Source organism: Arthrobacter sp. YN (assembly GCF_002224285.1).
Classification (GTDB): domain Bacteria; phylum Actinomycetota; class Actinomycetes; order Actinomycetales; family Micrococcaceae; genus Arthrobacter.
This window is the reverse complement of the sequence record NZ_CP022436.1, coordinates 1952336-1972481: the sequence shown is the minus strand read 5'-3', so window position 1 is coordinate 1972481 and position 20146 is coordinate 1952336. Positions and strand designations below refer to the sequence as shown.

General features: G+C 62.6%; 18 protein-coding genes. 1 reads left to right on the top strand and 17 read right to left on the bottom strand.

Annotation, left to right across the window (positions count from 1 at the left end; translation table 11 throughout):
• Positions 1-4: 4 nt before the first annotated feature.
• Positions 5-538 (bottom strand): hypothetical protein, encoded by a 534-nt coding sequence (locus tag CGK93_RS08895; protein ID WP_089594511.1) that lies wholly within the window; start codon positions 536-538, stop codon positions 5-7.
• A 111-nt stretch (positions 539-649) separates the two neighbouring features.
• On the opposite strand from CGK93_RS08895, the gene CGK93_RS08890 reads away from it, so the two are divergent.
• Complete coding sequence (locus CGK93_RS08890) at positions 650-1150, top strand: flavin reductase family protein (RefSeq protein WP_089594510.1); 501 nt, start codon at positions 650-652, stop codon at positions 1148-1150.
• Positions 1151-1198: 48 nt separating this feature from the next.
• Here CGK93_RS08890 and dnaE read toward each other — a convergent pair whose 3' ends face one another.
• From dnaE to CGK93_RS08810, 16 genes are all read right to left on the bottom strand, one after another.
• Positions 1199-4756: a DNA polymerase III subunit alpha gene (dnaE, locus tag CGK93_RS08885; protein WP_089597322.1), complete on the bottom strand. Its 3558-nt coding sequence runs from the start codon at positions 4754-4756 to the stop codon at positions 1199-1201.
• Positions 4757-4813: 57 nt separating this feature from the next.
• Complete coding sequence (locus CGK93_RS08880) at positions 4814-5740, bottom strand: RluA family pseudouridine synthase (RefSeq protein ID WP_089594509.1); 927 nt, start codon at positions 5738-5740, stop codon at positions 4814-4816.
• The gene (gene lspA, locus CGK93_RS08875) at positions 5733-6359 is read right to left on the bottom strand and encodes a signal peptidase II (RefSeq protein ID WP_089594508.1); all 627 of its coding nucleotides are present in this window, start codon (positions 6357-6359) and stop codon (positions 5733-5735) included. Before lspA ends, CGK93_RS08880 begins: the two co-directional genes overlap by 8 nt.
• A gap of 99 nt (positions 6360-6458) precedes the next feature.
• A complete protein-coding gene (locus tag CGK93_RS08870) occupies positions 6459-7157 on the bottom strand; it encodes a DivIVA domain-containing protein (RefSeq protein WP_089594507.1) in 699 nt (232 codons plus the stop codon).
• A 156-nt stretch (positions 7158-7313) separates the two neighbouring features.
• Positions 7314-7601 carry a YggT family protein gene (locus CGK93_RS08865; protein ID WP_017200850.1) on the bottom strand — a complete coding sequence of 96 codons (288 nt, stop codon included), beginning with the start codon at positions 7599-7601 and terminating at the stop codon, positions 7314-7316.
• A 106-nt stretch (positions 7602-7707) separates the two neighbouring features.
• Positions 7708-8244 carry a cell division protein SepF gene (locus CGK93_RS08860; RefSeq protein ID WP_089594506.1) on the bottom strand — a complete coding sequence of 179 codons (537 nt, stop codon included), beginning with the start codon at positions 8242-8244 and terminating at the stop codon, positions 7708-7710.
• Between the two features lie 85 nt (positions 8245-8329).
• Positions 8330-9088 (bottom strand): YggS family pyridoxal phosphate-dependent enzyme, encoded by a 759-nt coding sequence (locus CGK93_RS08855; RefSeq protein WP_089594505.1) that lies wholly within the window; start codon positions 9086-9088, stop codon positions 8330-8332.
• A complete protein-coding gene (locus CGK93_RS08850; RefSeq protein ID WP_089594504.1) occupies positions 9081-9806 on the bottom strand; it encodes a polyphenol oxidase family protein in 726 nt (241 codons plus the stop codon). The genes CGK93_RS08855 and CGK93_RS08850 overlap by 8 nt, the downstream gene beginning before the upstream one ends.
• A gap of 25 nt (positions 9807-9831) precedes the next feature.
• Positions 9832-11052 carry a cell division protein FtsZ gene (gene ftsZ, locus CGK93_RS08845; RefSeq protein WP_011774419.1) on the bottom strand — a complete coding sequence of 407 codons (1221 nt, stop codon included), beginning with the start codon at positions 11050-11052 and terminating at the stop codon, positions 9832-9834.
• A 217-nt stretch (positions 11053-11269) separates the two neighbouring features.
• Complete coding sequence (locus tag CGK93_RS08840; protein WP_089594503.1) at positions 11270-12190, bottom strand: cell division protein FtsQ/DivIB; 921 nt, start codon at positions 12188-12190, stop codon at positions 11270-11272.
• Entirely contained in the window at positions 12183-13553 is a 1371-nt protein-coding gene (gene murC / locus CGK93_RS08835; protein WP_089594502.1) for a UDP-N-acetylmuramate--L-alanine ligase, read from the bottom strand. The genes CGK93_RS08840 and murC overlap by 8 nt, the downstream gene beginning before the upstream one ends.
• Positions 13550-14668 carry an undecaprenyldiphospho-muramoylpentapeptide beta-N-acetylglucosaminyltransferase gene (murG, locus tag CGK93_RS08830; protein ID WP_089594501.1) on the bottom strand — a complete coding sequence of 373 codons (1119 nt, stop codon included), beginning with the start codon at positions 14666-14668 and terminating at the stop codon, positions 13550-13552. Before murG ends, murC begins: the two co-directional genes overlap by 4 nt.
• 6 nt (positions 14669-14674) lie before the next feature.
• The gene (gene ftsW / locus CGK93_RS08825; RefSeq protein WP_089594500.1) at positions 14675-15976 is read right to left on the bottom strand and encodes a putative lipid II flippase FtsW; all 1302 of its coding nucleotides are present in this window, start codon (positions 15974-15976) and stop codon (positions 14675-14677) included.
• 2 nt (positions 15977-15978) lie between these two features.
• Entirely contained in the window at positions 15979-17568 is a 1590-nt protein-coding gene (gene murD / locus CGK93_RS08820) for a UDP-N-acetylmuramoyl-L-alanine--D-glutamate ligase (RefSeq protein WP_198318396.1), read from the bottom strand.
• Entirely contained in the window at positions 17550-18659 is a 1110-nt protein-coding gene (gene mraY, locus CGK93_RS08815; protein ID WP_089594499.1) for a phospho-N-acetylmuramoyl-pentapeptide-transferase, read from the bottom strand. The genes murD and mraY overlap by 19 nt, the downstream gene beginning before the upstream one ends.
• On the bottom strand, positions 18656-20146 hold the full coding sequence (locus CGK93_RS08810) for a UDP-N-acetylmuramoyl-tripeptide--D-alanyl-D-alanine ligase (RefSeq protein WP_089594498.1): 1491 nt from the start codon (positions 20144-20146) through the stop codon (positions 18656-18658). Before CGK93_RS08810 ends, mraY begins: the two co-directional genes overlap by 4 nt.

Below are 20146 nucleotides of genomic sequence, written 5' to 3'. Positions count from 1 at the left end.
GTGGCTATTTTACGGGCTTCTTGGAAAGAACCCCGAACAGCGCCAGGACGAACGTGATGAACGCCGTCGCGGCCGGCCACAGCACCAGCACAGCGAAGGAACGGAGCGTGAATCCATATCCCGGGCCAAGGGCGGGGTTGGGGGCCGGGCCAAACAGCTGCGCGGTCAGCAAGCCAACCAACCACGCCACAATGCCGCCCAGGGCACCGCCAACAAGTGCGAATGTCAATCGCCGCCCCACGTTGGGGCCCTGCAGTTTCCCGTCCAGCATGACCCCTGTGAAGCACCCCGCCACGAGTACCAAACCCGCCAGGACCAGGTCGCGTGGAAGCCAGGACTCGGGATTTGCTGCATCGGCAAGCGCGGGGTTGCCGGAGACCAGGTTGAGTCCACCCGGAGCAAACAGCCACCAAAGCACGCCAAGAAGGACGCCGGCGGCCGGCGGGAGGACAAGCCAGAGAGCCTCCTTGAAACTGCGGGGAGGAACGGCCGGAGCCGGTTCGGCAACAGCAGGTACGTGCACGGTTGGCTCGGTCATACCCCTCACATTAACAAAGGTTCATGCAGGCTCAACAAAATGAGGACCCGGCAGTGCCGGAGGAATACGCTGAAGGGAGACTCAGCCCCCAGTCCAGGAGATTCATCCAACGTGACAAGCGAACCATCTGGCTTTGACCAGACTTTCCGGGAGATGTTCCGCAGGCATGCCGCCGGGGTTGCCATCATCACGGGGAACCTGAACGGAAAGCCCTTCGGCTTCACCGCCACCTCAGTGGCGTCGCTGTCCGCCGAACCGCCCCGGTTCACCTTCAACATGGCCAGGAGCTCCAGTTCGTGGCCGGCCGTAGCCAACGCCGAGTACATCGGCGTCCACATGCTGGGACTTGAGAACCAAGCCCTCGCCAACCGTTTCGCACGGACGCGTGACCGGTTCGAAGGCGACCATTGGGAACCTGGACCCCACGACGTGCCGATCCTGAAGGATGTCAGTGGCTGGCTGGTGGGTAAGATCCAGATGCGGCTCTCGTTCGAGAACAACGCAGTGGTAGTTGTGGAGGTCATCGATGGCCAAGTAGGCGACGACGGCACTCCCCTGCTCTATCACAGCGGCGGCTACAGCAAGCCGGCGCCGCTCGACTACGAAATCTGACCGGACGGAATCCTACCCGGCGGCTTCGGACCCGGCGGCTGCGGGACGCTAGTTGTCCAGGCAGGCCGGGCCCAGCAGGACCTTCAAGTCACCAAAAAGGGACGGGCTGGGATTGACCCGCATATGCACGGGCAGCCCCATGACCTCCACTTTGGTATCACCCATCAGCTTGAGCCGGACTTCGGAGTTCCCGCGGTGGGTGCGCAGCACATCACGCAGGTCCGTTACTACAGCTTCGGTGGCCTTGAACGTGGGAATGGTGATCACCACGGGACCATTGACGCTTTCGCTGAGGTCCGGCACCGAAAGCTCCATGCAGTTCAACGTCACTGCGCCGTCGTCCCGACGCTGGAGCCTGCCCTTGACCACCACAATGAGGTCCTCCGCCAGGACGGAGGCGATAGGACCGTAGACCTGCCCGAAGAACATGACTTCCATGGATGCGCCGAGGTCTTCAATTTCTGCCCGTGCGTAGGCGTTGCCGCTGGCCTTGGCGATCCTGCGGCTCAACGAGGTGATCATGCCCGCGATGGTGACAATCGCGCCGTCGTGCGGTCCGTCCTCACCGATGATCGAGGTAATGGACTGTTCGGCGTGCTGGCTGAGAACGCCTTCCAGTCCCTGCAGGGGATGATCTGAAACGTAGAGTCCCAGCATGTCCCGTTCGAAGGACAGCTTGTCCTTCTTCTCCCACTCGGGAAGGTCCGGGATTTCCGTGGTGAGCGACGCTTCGGGCTCTTGGTCCTCGAAACCGGCGAAGAGGTCGAACTGGCCAATTGCCTCGTTGCGTTTGAGGGTGATCACGGAATCGATGGCTTCTTCGTGGATCATGGCCAAAGCCCGGCGGTGGTGCCCCAGCGAATCGAAAGCGCCGGCCTTGATCAGCGATTCGATGGTGCGCTTGTTGCACACCACGGCCGGAACCTTCAAGAGAAAATCCTTGAACGAGGTGTAGTTGCCCTCGGTGGCGCGCGTTGAGACCATGGCGTCCACCACGTTGACACCGACGTTACGGATGGCACCCATGCCGAAACGGATGTCCGTTCCCACAGGCGTGAAGTTCAGCGAGGATTCGTTGACATCAGGCGGCAGGACCGTGATGCCCATGCGCCGGCACTCATTGAGGTAGATGGCCGATTTGTCCTTGTCATCGCCCACCGAGGTCAGCAGTGCAGCCATGTATTCCGGCGCGTAGTGCGCCTTCAAGTAGGCCGTCCAGTAAGAGATCACGCCGTACGCAGCCGAGTGGGCTTTGTTGAACGCGTAATCGGAGAACGGAAGCAGAATGTCCCACAAGGTCTTCACGGCAGCCATGGAGTAACCGTTGTCCTGCATGCCTTGGGAGAAGCCGGCAAACTGCTTGTCCAGTTCGGATTTCTTTTTCTTACCCATGGCACGGCGAAGAATGTCAGCCTGGCCCAGTGAGTATCCGGCCAGCTTCTGTGCCACGGCCATAACCTGCTCCTGATATACGATCAGGCCGAAGGTGCCGCCGAGGATTTCCTTGAGGGGTTCTTCCAGCTCCGGGTGGATGGGAATGACCTCTTGGATCCCGTTCTTGCGCAGCGCGTAGTCAGTGTGGGCGTTGGCGCCCATGGGACCAGGGCGGTACAACGCCAGGACAGCGGAGATGTCTTCAAAGTTGTCAGGCTTCATCAGCTTGAGCAAGGATCGCATGGGTCCGCCGTCAAGCTGGAACACGCCCAGGGTGTCACCGCGGGCAAGGAGCTCATAGGAAGCGGCGTCGTCGAGTTCCAGGTTCTCCAGGTCCAGGTCGACGCCACGGTTCATCTTGATGTTTTCCAAGGCATCCGAAATGATCGTCAGGTTTCTCAGGCCCAAAAAGTCCATCTTGATCAGGCCGAGGCCTTCGGACGTCGGGTAATCGAACTGGGTGATGACCTGGCCGTCCTGGAAACGGCGCATGATGGGAATGACATCGATGATGGGGTCCGAGGACATGATGACACCGGCGGCGTGGACACCCCACTGGCGCTTCAGGCCTTCGATTCCCAAGGCCGTCTCGAAGACCTTGGCGGCCTCGGGATCGGTAGCGATGAGCTGGCGGAAATCGCCTGCTTCGCTGTAGCGCTTGGACTCCGGGTTCTGGATGTCCGCCAGCGGAATGTCCTTGGCCATGACGGCAGGCGGAAGCGCCTTGGTCAGGGTCTCACCCATACTGAACGGGTAGCCCAGCACGCGGGAGGAGTCCTTCAGCGCCTGCTTGGTCTTGATGGTTCCGTAGGTGACGATCATCGCCACGCGTTCGTCGCCGTATTTCTTGGTGACGTAGTCAATCACTTCGGAGCGGCGCCGATCATCGAAGTCGACGTCGAAGTCGGGCATGGAAACGCGGTCCGGGTTCAGGAAGCGTTCAAAGATCAGGCCGTGCTGCAGGGGGTCGAGGTCGGTGATGCGCATGGCATAAGCCACCATGGAGCCTGCACCGGAACCACGGCCAGGACCCACCCGGATCCCGTTGTTCTTGGCCCAGTTAATGAAGTCGGCAACCACCAGGAAGTAGCCCGGGAAGCCCATGGACGTAATGACGCCGAGCTCGTAGTCTGCTTGCTTGCGGACCTTGTCCGGAATGCCGTGGGGGTAACGGTATTTGAGGCCGGTGTCTACTTCCTTGACCAGCCAGGAGGTCTCGTCTTCCCCGGGCGGGCAAGGGAAACGCGGCATGTAGTTGGCGCCCGTGTTGAACGAAACTTCGCAGCGCTCGGCGATGAGGAGCGTGTTGTCGCACGCCTCAGGGTGGTCGCGGAACAGTTCCCGCATTTCCTGCGGAGACTTCAGGTAGTAGCCGCTGCCCGAGAAAGCGAAGCGGGAGCCGCCGTTGTCATACGTCGGTTCCAGCAGCGTGGAACCGGACTGGATTGCCAACAGCGCTTCGTGGGCTTTGGCATCGTGCTCGTGCGTGTAGTGGAGGTCGTTGGTGGCCACCAGCGGAAGGTTGAGTTCCTTGGCCAGGCGCAGGAGGTCACCGGTAACACGACGTTCAATGTCCAGGCCGTGGTCCATCAACTCGCAGAAGTAGTTCTCCGCCCCGAAGATGTCGCGGAACTCCGCTGCGGCCTCCACAGCCTCGCGGTAAAGGCCGAGCCGCAGCTTGGTCTGGACCTCGCCGGATGGGCACCCTGTGGTGGCGATCAGGCCTTCGGAGTAAGTGTTGAGCAGTTCCCGGTCCAGCCTGGGCCACTTACCAAAAACGGAGTCGAGGGAAGCAATGGAGGAGGCCCGGAACAGGTTCCTCATACCCACATTGTTGTAGCTCAAGAGCGTCATGTGGGTGTAGGAGCCACCACCGGAAACGTCATCCTTGCGCTGGCTTTCGTCGCCCCAGCGCACGCGTTCCTTATCACCCCTGGCGGTGCCGGGTGTGACGTAGGCTTCGACGCCAATGATGGGCTTGATGCCCTTGTCCGTGGCCTTGCGCCAAAAGTCGAACGCACCGAAGAGGTAGCCGTGGTCAGTGGTGGCCAGGGCGGGCATCCCGAGACGTTCGGTTTCATCGAACAACTCACCCAGGCGGGCCGCTCCATCCAGCATGGAGTACTCGGTATGGGTGTGCAGGTGGACGAACGAATCATTGCTGGAAGTCACCACGACAGTCTACCGTCCCGGCCCGGGCTGGTCAGGGAACCCCGGACCGGCGGTGCCTTAGGCTGAACCGGTGGCGAGCAGATCCAAGGCGTATTGAAGGTCCGCCGGATACTCGCTGCTGACTTCCACCCACTCACCGGTGCCAGGGTGGGTGAATCCAAGCTGACGTGCGTGCAGCCACTGCCGGGTCAATCCCAGGGTCGCTGCGAGACGGGGATCCGCACCGTAGGTGAGATCTCCGGCACACGGGTGGCGCAAGGCCGAAAAATGGACGCGGATCTGGTGCGTCCGGCCGGTCTCCAGGTGCACTTCCACCAGGGTTGCCTTGCCGAATGCTTCCAATACCTCATAGTGGGTCACTGATGGCCGGCCGTCCTCGATCACCGCGAACCGCCAGTCGTGGCCGGGGTGGCGCCCGATCGGAGCATCAATGGTGCCCTCCAGCGGGTCAGGCAGCCCCTGGACCACCGCGTGGTAGACCTTCTCCACCGTGCGTTCCTTGAAAGCGCGCTTCAGCACCGTATACGCGTGTTCAGTCTTGGCCACCACCATGACACCCGACGTACCGACGTCGAGCCTGTGGACGATCCCTGCGCGCTCGGGCGCACCGGACGTCGAAATCCTGTACCCTGCACCGGCGAGACCGCCCACTACTGTGGGTCCCACCCAACCGGGTGAGGGATGGGCTGCGACCCCCACCGGTTTATCGATGACAACGAACTCGTCGTCGTCCAGCAGGATCTTCAGGCCTTCCACAACTTCCTCCACCACTTCCAAGGGATCCCGCCGATCCGGGACGGTGACATTCAGCACTGAGCCGGCGGCCAGTTTTGCCGACTTGCCCATTGCCACGCCACCTACGGTGACGCTGCCTTCAGCGATCAGCAGCGCCGCCGCGGACCGGGAGATATCAAGCAGCCGGGCCAGGCCTGCGTCAGCCCGCACCCCTGCCAGTTCGTCGGGCACAACTACGGTGCTACTCACCGGCAGGCTCCCCGGTGGAACCGCCGGCCGGCTTGGCATCATTGGCGGACCGCGCGCCATCAGCAGGCTTGGGAGCAGGCGTTTGACGCGTCCCATCCATGCCGATGCCGCGAAGCGTCAGGAGGCAGATGATAACGACGCCGGACACCACGGCTGAGTCTGCGATGTTGAAGATGGCAAAGTTGGGGAGCTGGATGAAATCCACCACGTGTCCCATCGCAAACGACGGTTCCCGGAACAAGCGGTCTGTGAGGTTGCCCAACGCTCCCCCGAGCAGCAGGCCCAGCGACAGGGCCCACCAAGCCGATCCCAGACGCCGCAGCTGGAAGAGGATCGCCACGGATACGACGGCCATGACAATCGTGAAGATCCACGTGACGTTCTCGCCGATGGAAAACGCAGCACCCGAGTTCCGGATGTAGTACCAGTGCAGCAACGGGGGAAGCACGGGGATCCGCTCGCCCTCCGTCATGGTGCTGGTCACCCAAAGCTTGGTGAGCTGGTCGAAGGTGTAGGCAAACACGGCGAAGCCGGCAAACAGCCAGAGCATGGCCGGGCGCCACTTGCGGCGGGCGGCGGGCGCCGGCTGCGGGGCGGCGTCATCGGTGAAGTCGGTCATAGTGCTTTCATTCGGGAAGCGTAGTGGGCACTGCCATGGGAATTAACAGCAAAAGCCGGTGGCCGAGGAGTCCTCAGCCACCGGCTTTCAGAATACTTGCTAAACGTCTGCGGTTGCTTCGCCGACCTCGGGGGCGGCAACGGAACCACGGGCGTCCAGGTCGCGCAGCTGGCCTTCGATGTAGGCCTTCAGGCGTGAACGGTAGTCGCGCTCGAAGCCACGGAGCTGCTCAACCTTGCGCTCAAGGACGGAGCGCTGCTGCTCCAATGCACCGAGGATCTTGCGGGACTTCTCCTGGGCATCGTTGACGAGGCTGGAAGCCTCGATCTGAGCCTCGGCAATGATCTTTTCCTTCTGCTGCGCACCGTCGGAGACGTGCTTGTCGTGCATCTGCTGGGCCATGGCCAGCAGACCCGCAGCAGATTCAGCGGAAGGCGTGACGCTGTTGTTCGCAGCGGGAGCCTTGGCAGCGGCAGCAGCGGCTGCAGCCTGCTCGGCTTCCTTCTTCTTGGCAGCTTCAGCAGCCTTGGCTTCGGCTTCTGCCTTGGCTTCAGCTTCCTTGTCGACCTTGACGGGGGCCGGAACCTTCTCAACCACCGGAGCCGCAGCAGCTGCAGCAGGCACTGCCGAACCGGCTTCGCCGAGCTTCTTGCGAAGTTCGTCATTTTCCTGGTTCAAGCGGCGAAGTTCCACCACGATCTCGTCGAGGAAGTCATCTACCTCGTCCTGGTCGTAGCCTTCGCGGAACTTGGTCGGCTGAAAGCGCTTGTTGACAACGTCTTCTGGCGTCAAAGCCATCTGGTCACCTCGTTGGTCTAGTTAGTCAGTAGGCCTTCCGGCCGTTCAAAACTACGGTACCTAAATATCATCTGGTTCCTCCAATTCAACACCATCGTGTTGAATTGGCGAATTTGCGGCCTTTGGACCATCGGTGGTCCGGGTTCCGCGGAGCAGCTACGCCAGGCTGCTGGTTACCGCCATGGCAATACTGACGGCAATAATCAGGATCAGGAAGCCCAAATCCAGGGAGATTCCGCCCAACTGGAGTGGCGGTATCAACCTCCGGAGCCTCCCCAGCGGAGGATCCGTCACGGAGTAGACCACGTGCGCTGTAACCAACGCCACACCCCGTGGCCGCCACTGGCGGGCAAACATCTGGACCCATTCGAAGATGAGCCGGATGATCAGGGCAATGAAGAACAGCAACAACACAATATAGATAAGGCCGAAAACAATGCCCACGAGTTAGCTCAGATCTCCCACTTGTTCCGGAATGCGGATCGGTCCCTACTATTGCAACACAGATGCCAGGCAGGTTGACCCGCCTGGCATCCGCAAAAGATCGATGTCAGCTCTGGTTGAAGAAGCTGGCTTGGGTTTCGCTGGCCTTTTTGTCATCTCCGATGACTTCGACATACGACGGCGACAACAGGAAGACCTTGTTGGTCACCCTCTCGATGCTGCCGTGGAGGCCGAACACCAGGCCGGCGGAGAAGTCCACGAGGCGCTTGGCATCAGCTTCACCCATGTCGGTGACGTTCATAATGACGGGAATGCCATCCCTGAAGCTCTCACCGATGATCTTGGCGTCATTGTAGGAACGGGGGTGAACGGTGGTGATCTGCCTCAGGCCAGAGGCATCTTCGCGGCTGGAGGCCGCACGCTTGATGGGTGTCACGGGTGCGCGGTATTCCTCTTCAGCATCTACAGTGGGCATTTCACGGACAACTTCCCGGACGGGAGCAGGCGCCCTGCGCTCTTCCCGTTCCTGTGACTGGGGGCGTTCTTCGTCGTGGTGCGAGGCGACGGCCTGCTCAGATTCGTAGTGTTCATCGCCGTCGGCGAGCCCAAGATAGATCATTGTCTTGCGCAGAGCGCCAGCCATGGTGCACTCCTATCGTTTCTGCAGTAGGCGGGCCGCCATGACGTGACATATTGGAACCCCGGCCCGTCATTCCAATACTTTGACGCTACCCCACGGCCGGACGGGAACCGAGAATATCGGAGCCTATTCTCAGGTGTGTCGCTCCGAATTTCACTGCCGCTTCGAGGTCCTGGCTCATCCCTGCCGATATCCGTGTGGCAGCTGGATGAGTGGCCCGGAGGGCCTCGGAAATACCGGCAAGTTTCTCGAATGCCGCCTCCGGATCCGCTCCCAACGGCGCTACGGCCATGAGCCCGGACAACTGCAGGCCGGAAGCCGATTCGATCCTGTCTGCCAGCACCCCGACGTCCGAGGGGCTTGCGCCTCCACGGTGGGCGCCGGCGTCGTCATCCAAACCCACCTGGATGAAACAGTCGAGGTCGCTGCGCCCGGTAGCATCCTGTTCCCGCGCAACGGCCTTGGCCAGGGCGTCGACAACCTGAAGCCTGTCGATCGACTGAACCGACGCAGCATATTTGACGACGGACTTGGCCTTGTTGCTTTGGAGTTGCCCAATGAAATGCCACCGGACGTCCACGTCGGGAAGACCGGCGCTTTTGGAGGCCGCTTCCTGGTCACGGTTCTCTCCAACATCGGTCACTCCCAGTGCCGCCAGCCGGCGAACATCGTCTGCGGGATGGAACTTGGTCACCACGATCAACCGTGGCGGGTCAGTCCGTCCGGCAGCAGCAACAGCAGCTTCGATCCGGCGCCTCACCGCGTCAAGCCGGTGGGAGAGTTCGGCAGTCCGGGCATCGCCCGTCAGGCCATCGCGCTTTTCGTCGTCGCGACCAAGGCTAATCATGCGTCCACACCAAACCTGCAAATCGACCCGTCCGGGAGTCCCGGCGGTATGAGAAAAGTGAATTGTGCTCCAGCGTGCACTCCCCCGAGTACTCCACGGTGACGTCCATGGCTTCCAGCTGGGCCCTGACGCCGGCGGGAAGGTCCAGGGAGGGCGTACCCCAGGACGTAGTGGCCCACGTGGCAGGGACCCGGGCCGCGACTTCGTCCCGTAACCCGGCGGGCACCTCGTAGCAGGAACCACAGATGGACGGGCCCAGCCAGGCACAAATGTCCAGTGCACCGTGCCTGCGCATTTCCTCAACAGTTGCGGGGACAACCGCGGAAGCCACACCGGGGCGCCCGGCATGGGCCACTGCAATCACAGGATCGGCGCCGGAACCGCTCCCCACGAAGACCACAGGTACGCAGTCGGCCACCATGACCGCCAACGGTTGCGCGGCACGGCGGGAAGCAGCGCCGGAAGCGGTGGCAGCTGAAACCATGGCGTCGGCGGTGGGTCCTGCCCTGTGGACGTCAATGAACTCCACGGTATTGCCATGGACCTGATCCATGTACTGGAATTTGCCGGATTCCAGTCCGGCGGCCTGTTCAACTCGAACGCGGCGCGCCAGGACCTCGGCGGGGTTGTCTCCCACGTGGAGAGCCAGGTTCCCGGCGCCTGTATCCGTAAAGGCTACAGAGACGCCGGGACGAACTTCATTGCGCCACCAGAACACCGGGAATGGACTCTCCGAACGCGGTTTACTTCAGGAAGTCGGGGACGTCGAGGTCGTCGGAACGGCTGCCCGAAAGATCGGGCTCCACTACCGCCGGGAGATCGACGTCGAAGCCTGAGTCGGCAGGGAGTGCCGACGGACGCTGCTGGCCCCAGTTGCTCAAGCCTGCGGCACCGATTCCGGCCGTTGCGTGCTGCGGTGCAGCGGCGCTCGACGGTGCGCTGCTCGGCGCAGCGGGACGATCCGAGGGCACGGGGTTCTGCGCCGGACGGGACTGGTCCATGGAAGGCGAGGTTGCCTTCACGTCATCGAAGCCTGCCGCGATGACGGTCACGCGTGCTTCATCGCCCAAAGCGTCGTCAATGACTGCGCCGAAGATGATGTTGGCTTCGGGGTGTGCCACTTCCTGAACCAAACGGGCGGCCTCGTTGATTTCGAAGAGACCCAGGTCCGATCCACCCTGGATGGAGAGCAGGACGCCGTGGGCGCCGTCGATGGAAGCTTCCAGGAGCGGCGAGGCAATGGCCAGCTCGGCAGCCTTGACCGCGCGGTCTTCGCCGCGGGCGGATCCAATACCCATCAGGGCCGAGCCCGCGCCCTGCATGACGGACTTGACGTCTGCGAAGTCGAGGTTGATCAGGCCGGGGGTGGTGATGAGGTCCGTGATGCCCTGGACACCGGAGAGGAGCACCTGGTCCGCGGAACGGAAGGCGTCCAGGACGGAGACGTTGCGATCACTGATGGACAGGAGGCGGTCGTTGGGGATGACAATCAGGGTGTCGACTTCGTCACGCAGGGCGTCGATGCCGGCCTCAGCCGAACCTGCACGACGGCGGCCTTCGAAGGTGAACGGACGCGTCACCACACCGATGGTCAGCGCGCCCAGCGAGCGGGCGATGCGTGCCACCACGGGGGCGCCACCGGTTCCGGTGCCACCGCCTTCGCCGGCAGTCACGAAGACCATGTCAGCACCGCGGAGAACTTCTTCGATCTCGTCGGCGTGGTCCTCGGCGGCCTGCTTGCCTACCTCGGGGTTCGCGCCGGCACCAAGGCCACGCGTGAGTTCACGTCCGACGTCAAGCTTGACGTCGGCGTCGCTCATGAGCAGCGCCTGCGCGTCAGTGTTGATCGCGATGAACTCGACGCCCCGAAGGCCCACCTCGATCATGCGGTTGACTGCGTTCACGCCACCGCCGCCGATGCCGACGACCTTGATGACGGCCAAGTAATTCTGCGGTGCTGCCACGTTTCGTGCCCCTTGCTTGTGTCCTATAGCGAAACTGATCGAGTCCAACGTGAATCCTTGGACCTTAACCCTCTAGTTGAAGGTTATAGTTATGTCAAGTAACTCTACTGCGACGGTATTTCCTATGCTCCGCACATGCAATCTCCGCTTGCGCGTGTCGTGTGATTGCCGTGAAATAAGGCCACCGCCGGCCGTAGGGTTACGTCCTCAAAGCTGCTTATTTTGTGAATGGATGCCGCGGAACGCTGACGTCGTAGACACTCACTTGAACCTTTGGGTCAGCAGGCATCTTCAGCAGCGCTTCAAGTGCCTTCGCCTTCAGTTCCCTGTCCTCGGCATTGCCCCACACTACCGTCTTTCCGTCCACCAATTTCAGCTCCACGGCGTCCGGGGAGGTTGCCGAGGCCGTGGACATTTTGGCTCGGATATCGGCGGGAAGGGTGTCCAGGACGGCCGCAATGGCCTTGAACAACTCCGTGTTGGTGGCTCCGGCCCCGGCATCGATCAAAGGCAGCGCCACCGCTGACTGGTCCTTGGTGGCCCCGAGCTGAACTCCGTCCACATCAACCATCACGTAGGAGTCTCCCTGCTTCAGCAAGGCCACCGGAACGCGTTCGTTGACATGCACCAGCAGCTCCGACGGCGGCCGCGCCTCCATCGTGGCCGAGCGAACCTGCACCAGTGGCTTCAAGAGCTCGTTGATCTCTTGTTCACCCACCTGGGGCAGCGGTTTGCCTTCCAGGCCCGAGAGAGCCTTCTGCACGGCCTCCGGAGTCAGCAGCGTGGTGCCGTCCACCGTGATGGTCCTGACTGCCAGTGCCGGCGAGAAGACCGCTCCGGCGATCAGGGCCGCCACCACAGCTGCCACGATGGACAGCGTCCATAACACCAGCCTCCGCTGTCGCCGCCGTTTCGGCTCCGGAAAGACAATGACGTTGTCCGAGGACGCCGTGGGGGCGGCCGATTTGCTGGTGGCGGATGTGCCTGTTGCCGCTGGTGGTGGGGCCGCGGCGGAATTACCCTCCGGCTCAATGGAGCGTTGCGCGCTGATGACGCGGTCGGGTCCGCTGCCCGGCCGGGAGGCACCCGGCCGGGGTTCCGTTCCCGGCCTGTACGTCGGCTTGCGGGTGCTAGCCACCCAACGCCTCCACGATCACTGGCCCATAGGCAGTGACGTCACCAGCACCCACGGTCAGGACGACGTCGCCGTCGTGGGCGACCGCTGCCAGTGCGTTCACTGCTTCACCGGCCGCCACCAGCCGTCCCGTGGCCAGCTGATCGGCGATCAAGGCACTGGTGACACCAGGAATTGGATCCTCGCGGGCAGGGTAGATATCCAGGATCAAGGCAGTATCCGCTGTGTCCAACGCTGCGGCGAACTCCTTGGCAAATTCACGCGTACGGGAAAACAGGTGCGGCTGGAACAGAACGTGGACTTTGTTGCCGCCCGCTACGGAGCGGGCTGCCGCCAAGGCAGCGCGAACCTCCGTGGGGTGGTGGGCGTAATCGTCATAGACCCGCACTCCCCTCCCCTGGCCTTTGAGCTCAAACCTCCGCGAGGCACCGGTGAAATGCCCCAGCGCTGCGGCGGCAGCTTCCGGTTCCACACCAAGTTCGACGGCGACCGCGAACGCGGCTGCCGCGTTCAGGGCGTTGTGACGGCCAGGAACCTGCAATTCGACCCTGTGGACCTTGTCCCTGACAGCCACCGAAACGTCACCCGGGCCGCCGTCGAAAAGCCGGATGTCGGCGTCGTCCGAGGTCCCGTACGTCAGTACCCGCGTGGTCCCTTGGGATGCTGTGCGCTCGGCCAGGGCACGGGCACCAGCGTCGTCGGCGCAGGCCAGGAGAACGCCGTCGGCCGGAAGGAGCGCCGCGAAGTTGTCAAAGGAGGCGAAGACCGCTTCCGGTGTTCCGTAGTGGTCCAGGTGGTCTGCTTCGACGTTGGTCACTACGGCGATCAGCGGCCGGTAGTTGAGGAAGGAACCATCGGACTCGTCCGCCTCGGCAACAAAGATGTCCGAGTCCCCGTGGGCGGCATTCACTCCCAATGCCGGGACGTTGGCCCCAATGGCAAAGGAAGGGTCAACGCCGGCTTCCTTGAGCAGGACGGCAATCATGGAGGTAGTGGTGGACTTGCCGTGCGTACCTGCCACTGTCACCACGCGGTGGCCGGCCATGGTGGCTGCCAACGCTTCGGAACGGTGCAACACCGGCAAGCCGGCGGCCCTCGCCGCGGCGAGTTCCGGATTGTCGGCGCGGATGGCCGAGCCGGCCACGATCGTCTGGGCGTCTGCCAGGTTGCCTTGGTGGTATCCCACCGCGATGCGCGCCCCTGCCGAGGAGAGGTCGTGCATGACCGGAAGGTCTTTGGCATCGGTACCACTGACGGGGACCCCGCGGGCCACCATGATGCGTGCGACGGCGGACATTCCCACGCCGCCGATGCCAATGAAGTGGACGCGGCCCAAGGACTCGAGGGGGACGATGCTGGTGGTCATGCGGATACCGCTTCCAGGACAAGATCAGCCATGCGCTGATCGGCGTTTCTGATACCAAGGGCTTCGGATTTGTGCGCCATGTCGACGAGCCGGCTGTGGTCCGAGAGCAGCGGAATGAGTTCTCTCTCGAGCCATTCCGGGCTGAGGTCATGGTCGTCAACCAGGAGCGCCCCGCCTGCATCCACCAAGGGGGCAGCATTCAGTGCCTGTTCCCCGTTGCCGATGGGCAGGGGCACAAACACGGCCGGGACTCCCACCGCTGCCACTTCGCTGACCGTTCCGGCGCCGGCGCGTGCCAGAAGGACATCGGCCGCTGCGTAGACGTTCTCCATCCCGTCCACATACTCAACCTGGCGATATCCCTCGGCTGCCAGCAGGCCGCCGTCGTCGTCGAGGAGTGCTTTCCCGTTGCCGGTGATGTGCAGGGTCTGGATACCGTTGGCCGCCAACGCCGGCAAAGCGCCAGCGATGGAACGGTTGATGCTCATGGCACCCGAGGAACCGCCGGTGACGATCAACGCGGGACGGTTCGGGTCAAAGCCCAGTGCTTCCTTGGCGGCGGGCGCAGCCGTTGCCCGGTGCAGCCCGGAAATGGCACGCCGCATGGGCATGCCAACATGACGGGCGCCCCGCAACCGGGTGCCGGAGAAGGCCACTGCGACGTGATTGCTGAACCGTGCTCCCACACGGTTGGCCAAACCGGCCTTCATGTTGGCCTCGTGGATCACCACGGGGATGCCGAGTTTACGGGCGGCCAGGTACATCGGAGTGCAGACGTAGCCGCCCACACCCACCAGGACGTCGGCGTTGGCATCCTTCAGGATCCGGCGGGCCTGGGAGACCGCGGCCAGCAACCGGCCCGGAAGCTTGATCAGGTCCACAGAGGGCCTCCGCGGAAACGGAACGCGGTCAATGGTGGCGAGTTCGTAGCCGGCCGCCGGTATGAGCCGCGTTTCCATCCCCGACGGCGTGCCGACAGCCAGGATGGAAGCATCCGGGCGCTTGTCCTTGATGGCATCGGCGATGGCCAGCAGCGGGCTCACGTGCCCGGCAGTACCGCCGCCTGCAAGGACGACGGACAAAGGCTTGGACGCGTTGCGGGAGTCAGGAGTCATGAAGGGCTATGTACGCTTTCGTGCGGTTTTCGGAGAACGGCGCGGCAGGAACCGGGGGCGCTGCTGCGGCGGCAATTGGCCTCGGGCCAAAGACAAGACTACGCCGATACCGCAAAGCGACATGATCAGTGCAGAACCACCGTAAGAGATGAAGGGAAGCGGTACACCCACCACGGGGAGGAGCTGTGTCACGACCGCCATATTCATGCTTGCCTGGCCCAGCAGCCACACCATGATCCCGCCGGCAAGCGTGCGCTGGAACGGATCGGTTTGCCGGACCACCACCCGGAAAATGGCGATGCCCAGAATGGCAAAAAGTATCAGGACCACCAATGTCCCCACCAGGCCAAGTTCCTCCCCGATGATGGCAAAGATGAAGTCGTTGTGAGCCTCGGGGAGCCAGTTGTACTTCTGACGGCTTTGCCCAAGGCCCAAGCCGGTCCAGCTCCCCTGTGCCAGCCCGTACATGCCGTTGGTTGACTGGAAATCGAAATCGAATTGGTCAGTACACGTCTGGGACGCCGTTCCGAGCCAGGAGGTGATGCGGCAGATCCTGTTGGTACTGCTGACGGTCCCCAGCACTGCACCCACAGCTCCAATGATGCCGGCGATGGCGAGCATCCGCCCGGGCACGCCCGCAAAGTAAAGTCCCGCAGCTGTGATGGCTGCGATGACTATGACCGTCCCGAGGTCATTGCCCAGCATCACCAAGGCGATGACCATTCCAGCTCCGGGTACCACGGGAATGATGACATGCCACCAGCGGTGGAGGAATTTCTGCTTGCGTGCAAGAACAGCCGCGATCCAGATACAGAGGATCAGCTTTGCCATCTCGGAAGGTTGGAGGGTTATTCCGCCAAGGTCGATCCAGTTCTTGTTGCCGTTGACGGTGTTGCCCATCACCTGGACCAGGACCAGGAGAACCAGCACCGCACCGAGGGCCCACCAGGACAGCCTTTTCATCCAGTTCACGTTGGTCCGCGAAATGACATACATCCCAATCAAACCGACCACGCCGAACCCGGCTTGCTTCAGGGCATCAGCGTAGGGCGATTTACCCTCGGAGATCGCCTCGACACTTGAAGCGGACAACACCATCATGATTCCGATGGCAGTGAGTGCCAGAGCACAGCCCAGGATGAGGTAGTACGTGGAACTGTTGGGCGTTTTGTCCTTGCCTTCAAGGCTTTCCCAAAAGTTGCGCAGGTGTCCGCGGAGCCCGGAAGGCTTCTTACCCGGCGTGGCCGGAGCCTTGGGTTTCCCGTCCCGGGGGTCCTTGCCGCGGGTGCGGGTGGGCGTGCTGACCATTGTTACTCCTCGGTGGTCGTTGCCTGCCCTTCCACAAGCTCGCGAACTGCCTGGACGAAAGCATCGCCGCGGTGAGCGTAGGAAGAGAACTGATCCATGGATGCAGCCGCGGGTGCCATCAGGACGGTGTCCCCAGGCGTGGCCAGTTGGGCCGCCGACGCCACGGCCTGGGCCATGATGGCCTCGCCGTAGATAGGCGAAGCGGCGTTGCCGGCTACGGTCTGCACCTTTTCAGTGTCGCCCTTCGCCTGCGCTATCACGGGGACATCCGGTGCGTGTCGTTGGAGGGAGCCTTCCAGCGCCTCCGTATCGGTACCTATCAGCACAACCGCCTTCAGCCGGGGTGCATGTTCTTTGACAAGGTCGTCGTAGTTGACTCCCTTGGACAGTCCTCCCGCGATCCACACAACCTGCTGGAAGGAAGACAACGCGGCGGACGCCGCATGCGGGTTGGTGGCTTTGGAGTCGTTGATCCATAGAACCTCGTTCTGCTGGGCCACCACCTGGATCCGGTGGGCGCCGGGCAGGTAATCGACCAGACCCTGCTTTACCGCTGCCGGCTCAATCCCGTAGGCGCGCACCAACGCAGCAGCAGCCAAGGCATTGGCTACCATGTGCCGCGGCGCCACGGGTCCGAGGTCGGACATCGCGGCCAACTCCGCAGCCGAGTCCTTGCGTTCGGCAATGAAGGCACGGTCAACCAGCAGTCCGTCCACTACACCCAGCATGCTGATGGCAGGCGTGTTGGTGGTGAAGCCAATGGCGCGGCACCCCTCCACGACATCGGCGTTTTCCACCATGCGTTCGGTTTCGATTTGCTCCGCGTTGTAGACGGCTGCCTTTTGGGTGTTCTCATACACCTTGGCCTTGTCCGCAAGGTAGGAGGCATACGATCCGTGCCAGTCCACGTGGTCTTCAGCGACGTTGAGGCACACGCTGGCCACCGGTGACAGGGAGTGGCTCCAATGGAGTTGGAAGCTGGAGAGCTCGACAGCAAAGGCGTCGTAGTCCACCGGATCCCGGAGCGCATCAAGGATGGGCGTTCCCACATTGCCTACGGCGATGGCCTTGAGCCCCGCCGCCTGCAGCATGGACTCGGTCATGCCCACGGTGGTGGTCTTGCCGTTGGTGCCGGTAATGGTGAGCCAATCCGCCGTCTTGCGTCCCTCGCGGACGCGGAGGCGCCACGCCAGTTCAACATCTCCCCAGACGGCGATGTGCTTGCGTTTGGCGGCAGCCAGCAGCGCTTGGTCGGGCCGCCATCCCGGCGAGGTAACAACCAGTTCAGGCAAAGAGTCATCGATCAACGGCAGGGCGCTGACGGCGTCTTCCCCCAGCAAGACGTCCACGGCGCCAACAATTTTCAGGGTGTCTGCCTGGGCTTTGGCCTTGGGGGTGGTGGCCGCGTCAACCACCACTACTTTGGCTCCAAGCTCGATCAGGGTGTCAGCTGCCGAGAAGCCGGACACGCCGATTCCCGTTACCACCACCCGCAGGCCGCTCCAGTCAGCGTCCCAGCTGGTAAGTCCGTTGAGCCTGTCCGTGGCGGAGGGCGTTGTCTCCGGGCTTCCATTCACAGCAGTACCACCCATTCAGCGTAGAAAATTCCGAGGCCGGCGGCCACGAAGAGACCGGCGAGGATCCAGAAACGGACCACTACGGTAACTTCCGCCCAGCCCTTCAGTTCGAAGTGGTGTTGGAGCGGCGCCATCTTGAAGACACGTTTGCCGCCGCTGAGCTTGAAGAAGCCCACCTGGATGATCACCGAAAGGGTGATCAGGACAAAGAGCCCACCGATGAAGGCCAGCAGCAGTTCAGTGCGGGACAGGATGGCGAAGGCTGCAACGGCGCCGCCGATTGCCAGGGACCCTGTGTCACCCATGAAGATCTTGGCCGGCGACGTGTTCCACCACAGGAAGCCCACCAGGGCTGCACTGAGGATGGCTGCCAGCAAGGCAAGGTCCATGGGGTCCCGGACCTGGTAACAGCCGCTGCCCGCTTCACGCGGCGATCCGCAGGCTTGGTTGTTCTGCCAGATTCCCATGATGGTGTACGCCCCGAAGACCATGATGGACGCGCCCGCGGCCAGGCCATCGAGGCCGTCAGTCAGGTTTACGCCGTTCGTAGCCGCGGTGATGATCAGGTTGGACCACACGATGAAGAGGATCGCACCGAGCACGGTTCCCCCAAAAGCAAGGTCCAGCCAGGGAATGTCGCGTACCAGAGAGATCTGGGTGGATGCCGGGCGCAACCCGTCCTCGTTGGGGAACTGCAGGACCAGGACAGCGAAAATGATTCCCACCGCAGCCTGGAGGATCAGCTTGGCGCGGGCGTTCAGGCCCAGGCTCCGCTTGTTGGAAATCTTGATGTAGTCATCCAGGAAGCCCACAAAGCCCATGCCCACCATGAGGAACAGCAGCAGGAGCCCGGACGCGGATGGTCCCGGAGAGCGCGGGTTCATCATCCACATGATCAGGTGGGTCACGAAGTAGCTGATGAGGACGGCCGCCACCACCACAGTTCCGCCCATGGTGGGCGTTCCGCGCTTGGTGTGGTGCGACGTCGGACCGTCGTCCCGGATGAATTGCCCGTAGCTCTTGGCCACCAGGAATTTGATGAACAGGGGTGTCCCAATCAGGGCCACCAGAAGGGCGACGCCGGCGCCGATCAAAAGTGCAATCACAGCAGCTCGTTCCCTTCGCTTGCGGCCTCTTCGGCCGCGTTGTCTCCGGTGGGCTCGGCCCGTGGAGGTAATGCTATCCGATCACCCAAATGCCGCAGCCCCACGCCGTTGGAGGATTTGAACAGCACCAGGTCACCGGGTACAAGCTCGTTCTGAAGGAGCTCGTAGGCTTCTTCCACTGTCTCGGTGAACGAACATTCGTCACCCCAGGATCCTTCCTGGATGGCTGAGACGTAGAGGGCACGTGCTTCGCGTCCCACCACCACCAGCCGCGAAATGTTCAAGCGGACCACCTGCGTGCCCACTGCGGTGTGCTCGCGGATGGAGTCCTCCCCCAGCTCAAGCATGGCCCCAAGGACCGCCCAGGTCCTCCTGCCTTGCCCAAGGTCCGCCAGGGTCCGCAGCGCTGCCCGCATCGATTCGGGATTGGCATTGTAGGCATCGTTGATGATGGTCACGCCGTCCACGCGTTCCGTCCGCTCCATGCGCCAGCGGCTGGCCGCGGACTGTGAGCTCAGGGAGGCTGCAATTGCGGCTGCCGGGATGCCAGCGGCAAACGCGGCTGCCGCGGCGGCCAACAGATTGGTCACATGGTGACCACCGATCAGGCGGCTTCGCACCTCGACGGCAGGCCCGCCGTCGGGCAGTACAAGATCAAACTCGGGGAAGCCTTGGTCATTGACCACCACGTTGCGGGCTTCGACTTCCTCGGTGGTAGCCGGTGACGACGTGAAGCCCAGGACCTTGGCCTTGGTCCGGCTGCGCATGGCGGCAACACGGCCATCGTCCAGGTTGATCACTGCTGTGCCGTGCTCCCCGAGGGCTTCGACGAGTTCGCCCTTGGTTTTAGCGATGTTTTCGACGCCGCCGAACTCACCGGCGTGGGCCGTGCCAACCACCAGCACAACACCGATGTCCGGCTTGACCATGTCGGCAAGGTACTTGATGTGGCCCAGGCCTGTGGCACCCATTTCGATGACCAGGTAACGGGTATCTGCGTCAGCGGCGAAAACCGTCAGCGGCACGCCCACCTCACCGTTGTAGGAGCCCTGCGGGGCCACCGTCTTGCCGGCCCCCGAAAGCACTCCGGCGAGGAGGTCCTTGGTGGTGGTTTTGCCTGCCGAGCCCGTGATGCCGATGACGGTAAAGTCCTCGCCACGCTGCGCACGTTCAGCCCGGATACGCCGGATGCTCTCCGCTGCCAACGCACCCATGGCCAGAACCGCGTCGTCAACCACGACGGCGGGAAAAGGGCTTCCGGCGGCATCGGTCACTTCACGTTCGGCCAGGACCAGGACGGCGCCGCGCTCGAACGCAGCATCAACGAAGTCGTGTCCGTCGGCGTGCTCGCCCGGTTTGGCCACATACAGGGAACCGGTAGTCACCTCCCGTGAATCAGTGACGACGGAGGTGGGCACGACGTCCGTAGTTCCGGTCAATCGGCCATGGGTGATGTCGGCGATCTCCGCCGCAGTAAGTGCAATCAT

What these genes read in the sequence shown, in the direction of transcription:
- CGK93_RS08855 (WP_089594505.1), bottom strand. Translation starts at nt 9,088, where the DNA reads ATGATTAGCCTTGGTCGCGACGACGAAAAGCGCGATGGCCTGACGGGC.
- CGK93_RS08860 (WP_089594506.1), bottom strand. Translation starts at nt 8,244, where the DNA reads ATGGCTGGCGCTCTGCGCAAGACAATGATCTATCTTGGGCTCGCCGAC.
- murG (WP_089594501.1), bottom strand. Translation starts at nt 14,668, where the DNA reads ATGACTCCTGACTCCCGCAACGCGTCCAAGCCTTTGTCCGTCGTCCTT.
- CGK93_RS08870 (WP_089594507.1), bottom strand. Translation starts at nt 7,157, where the DNA reads ATGGCTTTGACGCCAGAAGACGTTGTCAACAAGCGCTTTCAGCCGACC.
- murC (WP_089594502.1), bottom strand. Translation starts at nt 13,553, where the DNA reads ATGACCACCAGCATCGTCCCCCTCGAGTCCTTGGGCCGCGTCCACTTC.
- CGK93_RS08895 (WP_089594511.1), bottom strand. Translation starts at nt 538, where the DNA reads ATGACCGAGCCAACCGTGCACGTACCTGCTGTTGCCGAACCGGCTCCG.
- lspA (WP_089594508.1), bottom strand. Translation starts at nt 6,359, where the DNA reads ATGACCGACTTCACCGATGACGCCGCCCCGCAGCCGGCGCCCGCCGCC.
- CGK93_RS08810 (WP_089594498.1), bottom strand. Translation starts at nt 20,146, where the DNA reads ATGATTGCACTTACTGCGGCGGAGATCGCCGACATCACCCATGGCCGA.
- murD (WP_198318396.1), bottom strand. Translation starts at nt 17,568, where the DNA reads ATGGGTGGTACTGCTGTGAATGGAAGCCCGGAGACAACGCCCTCCGCC.
- ftsW (WP_089594500.1), bottom strand. Translation starts at nt 15,976, where the DNA reads ATGGTCAGCACGCCCACCCGCACCCGCGGCAAGGACCCCCGGGACGGG.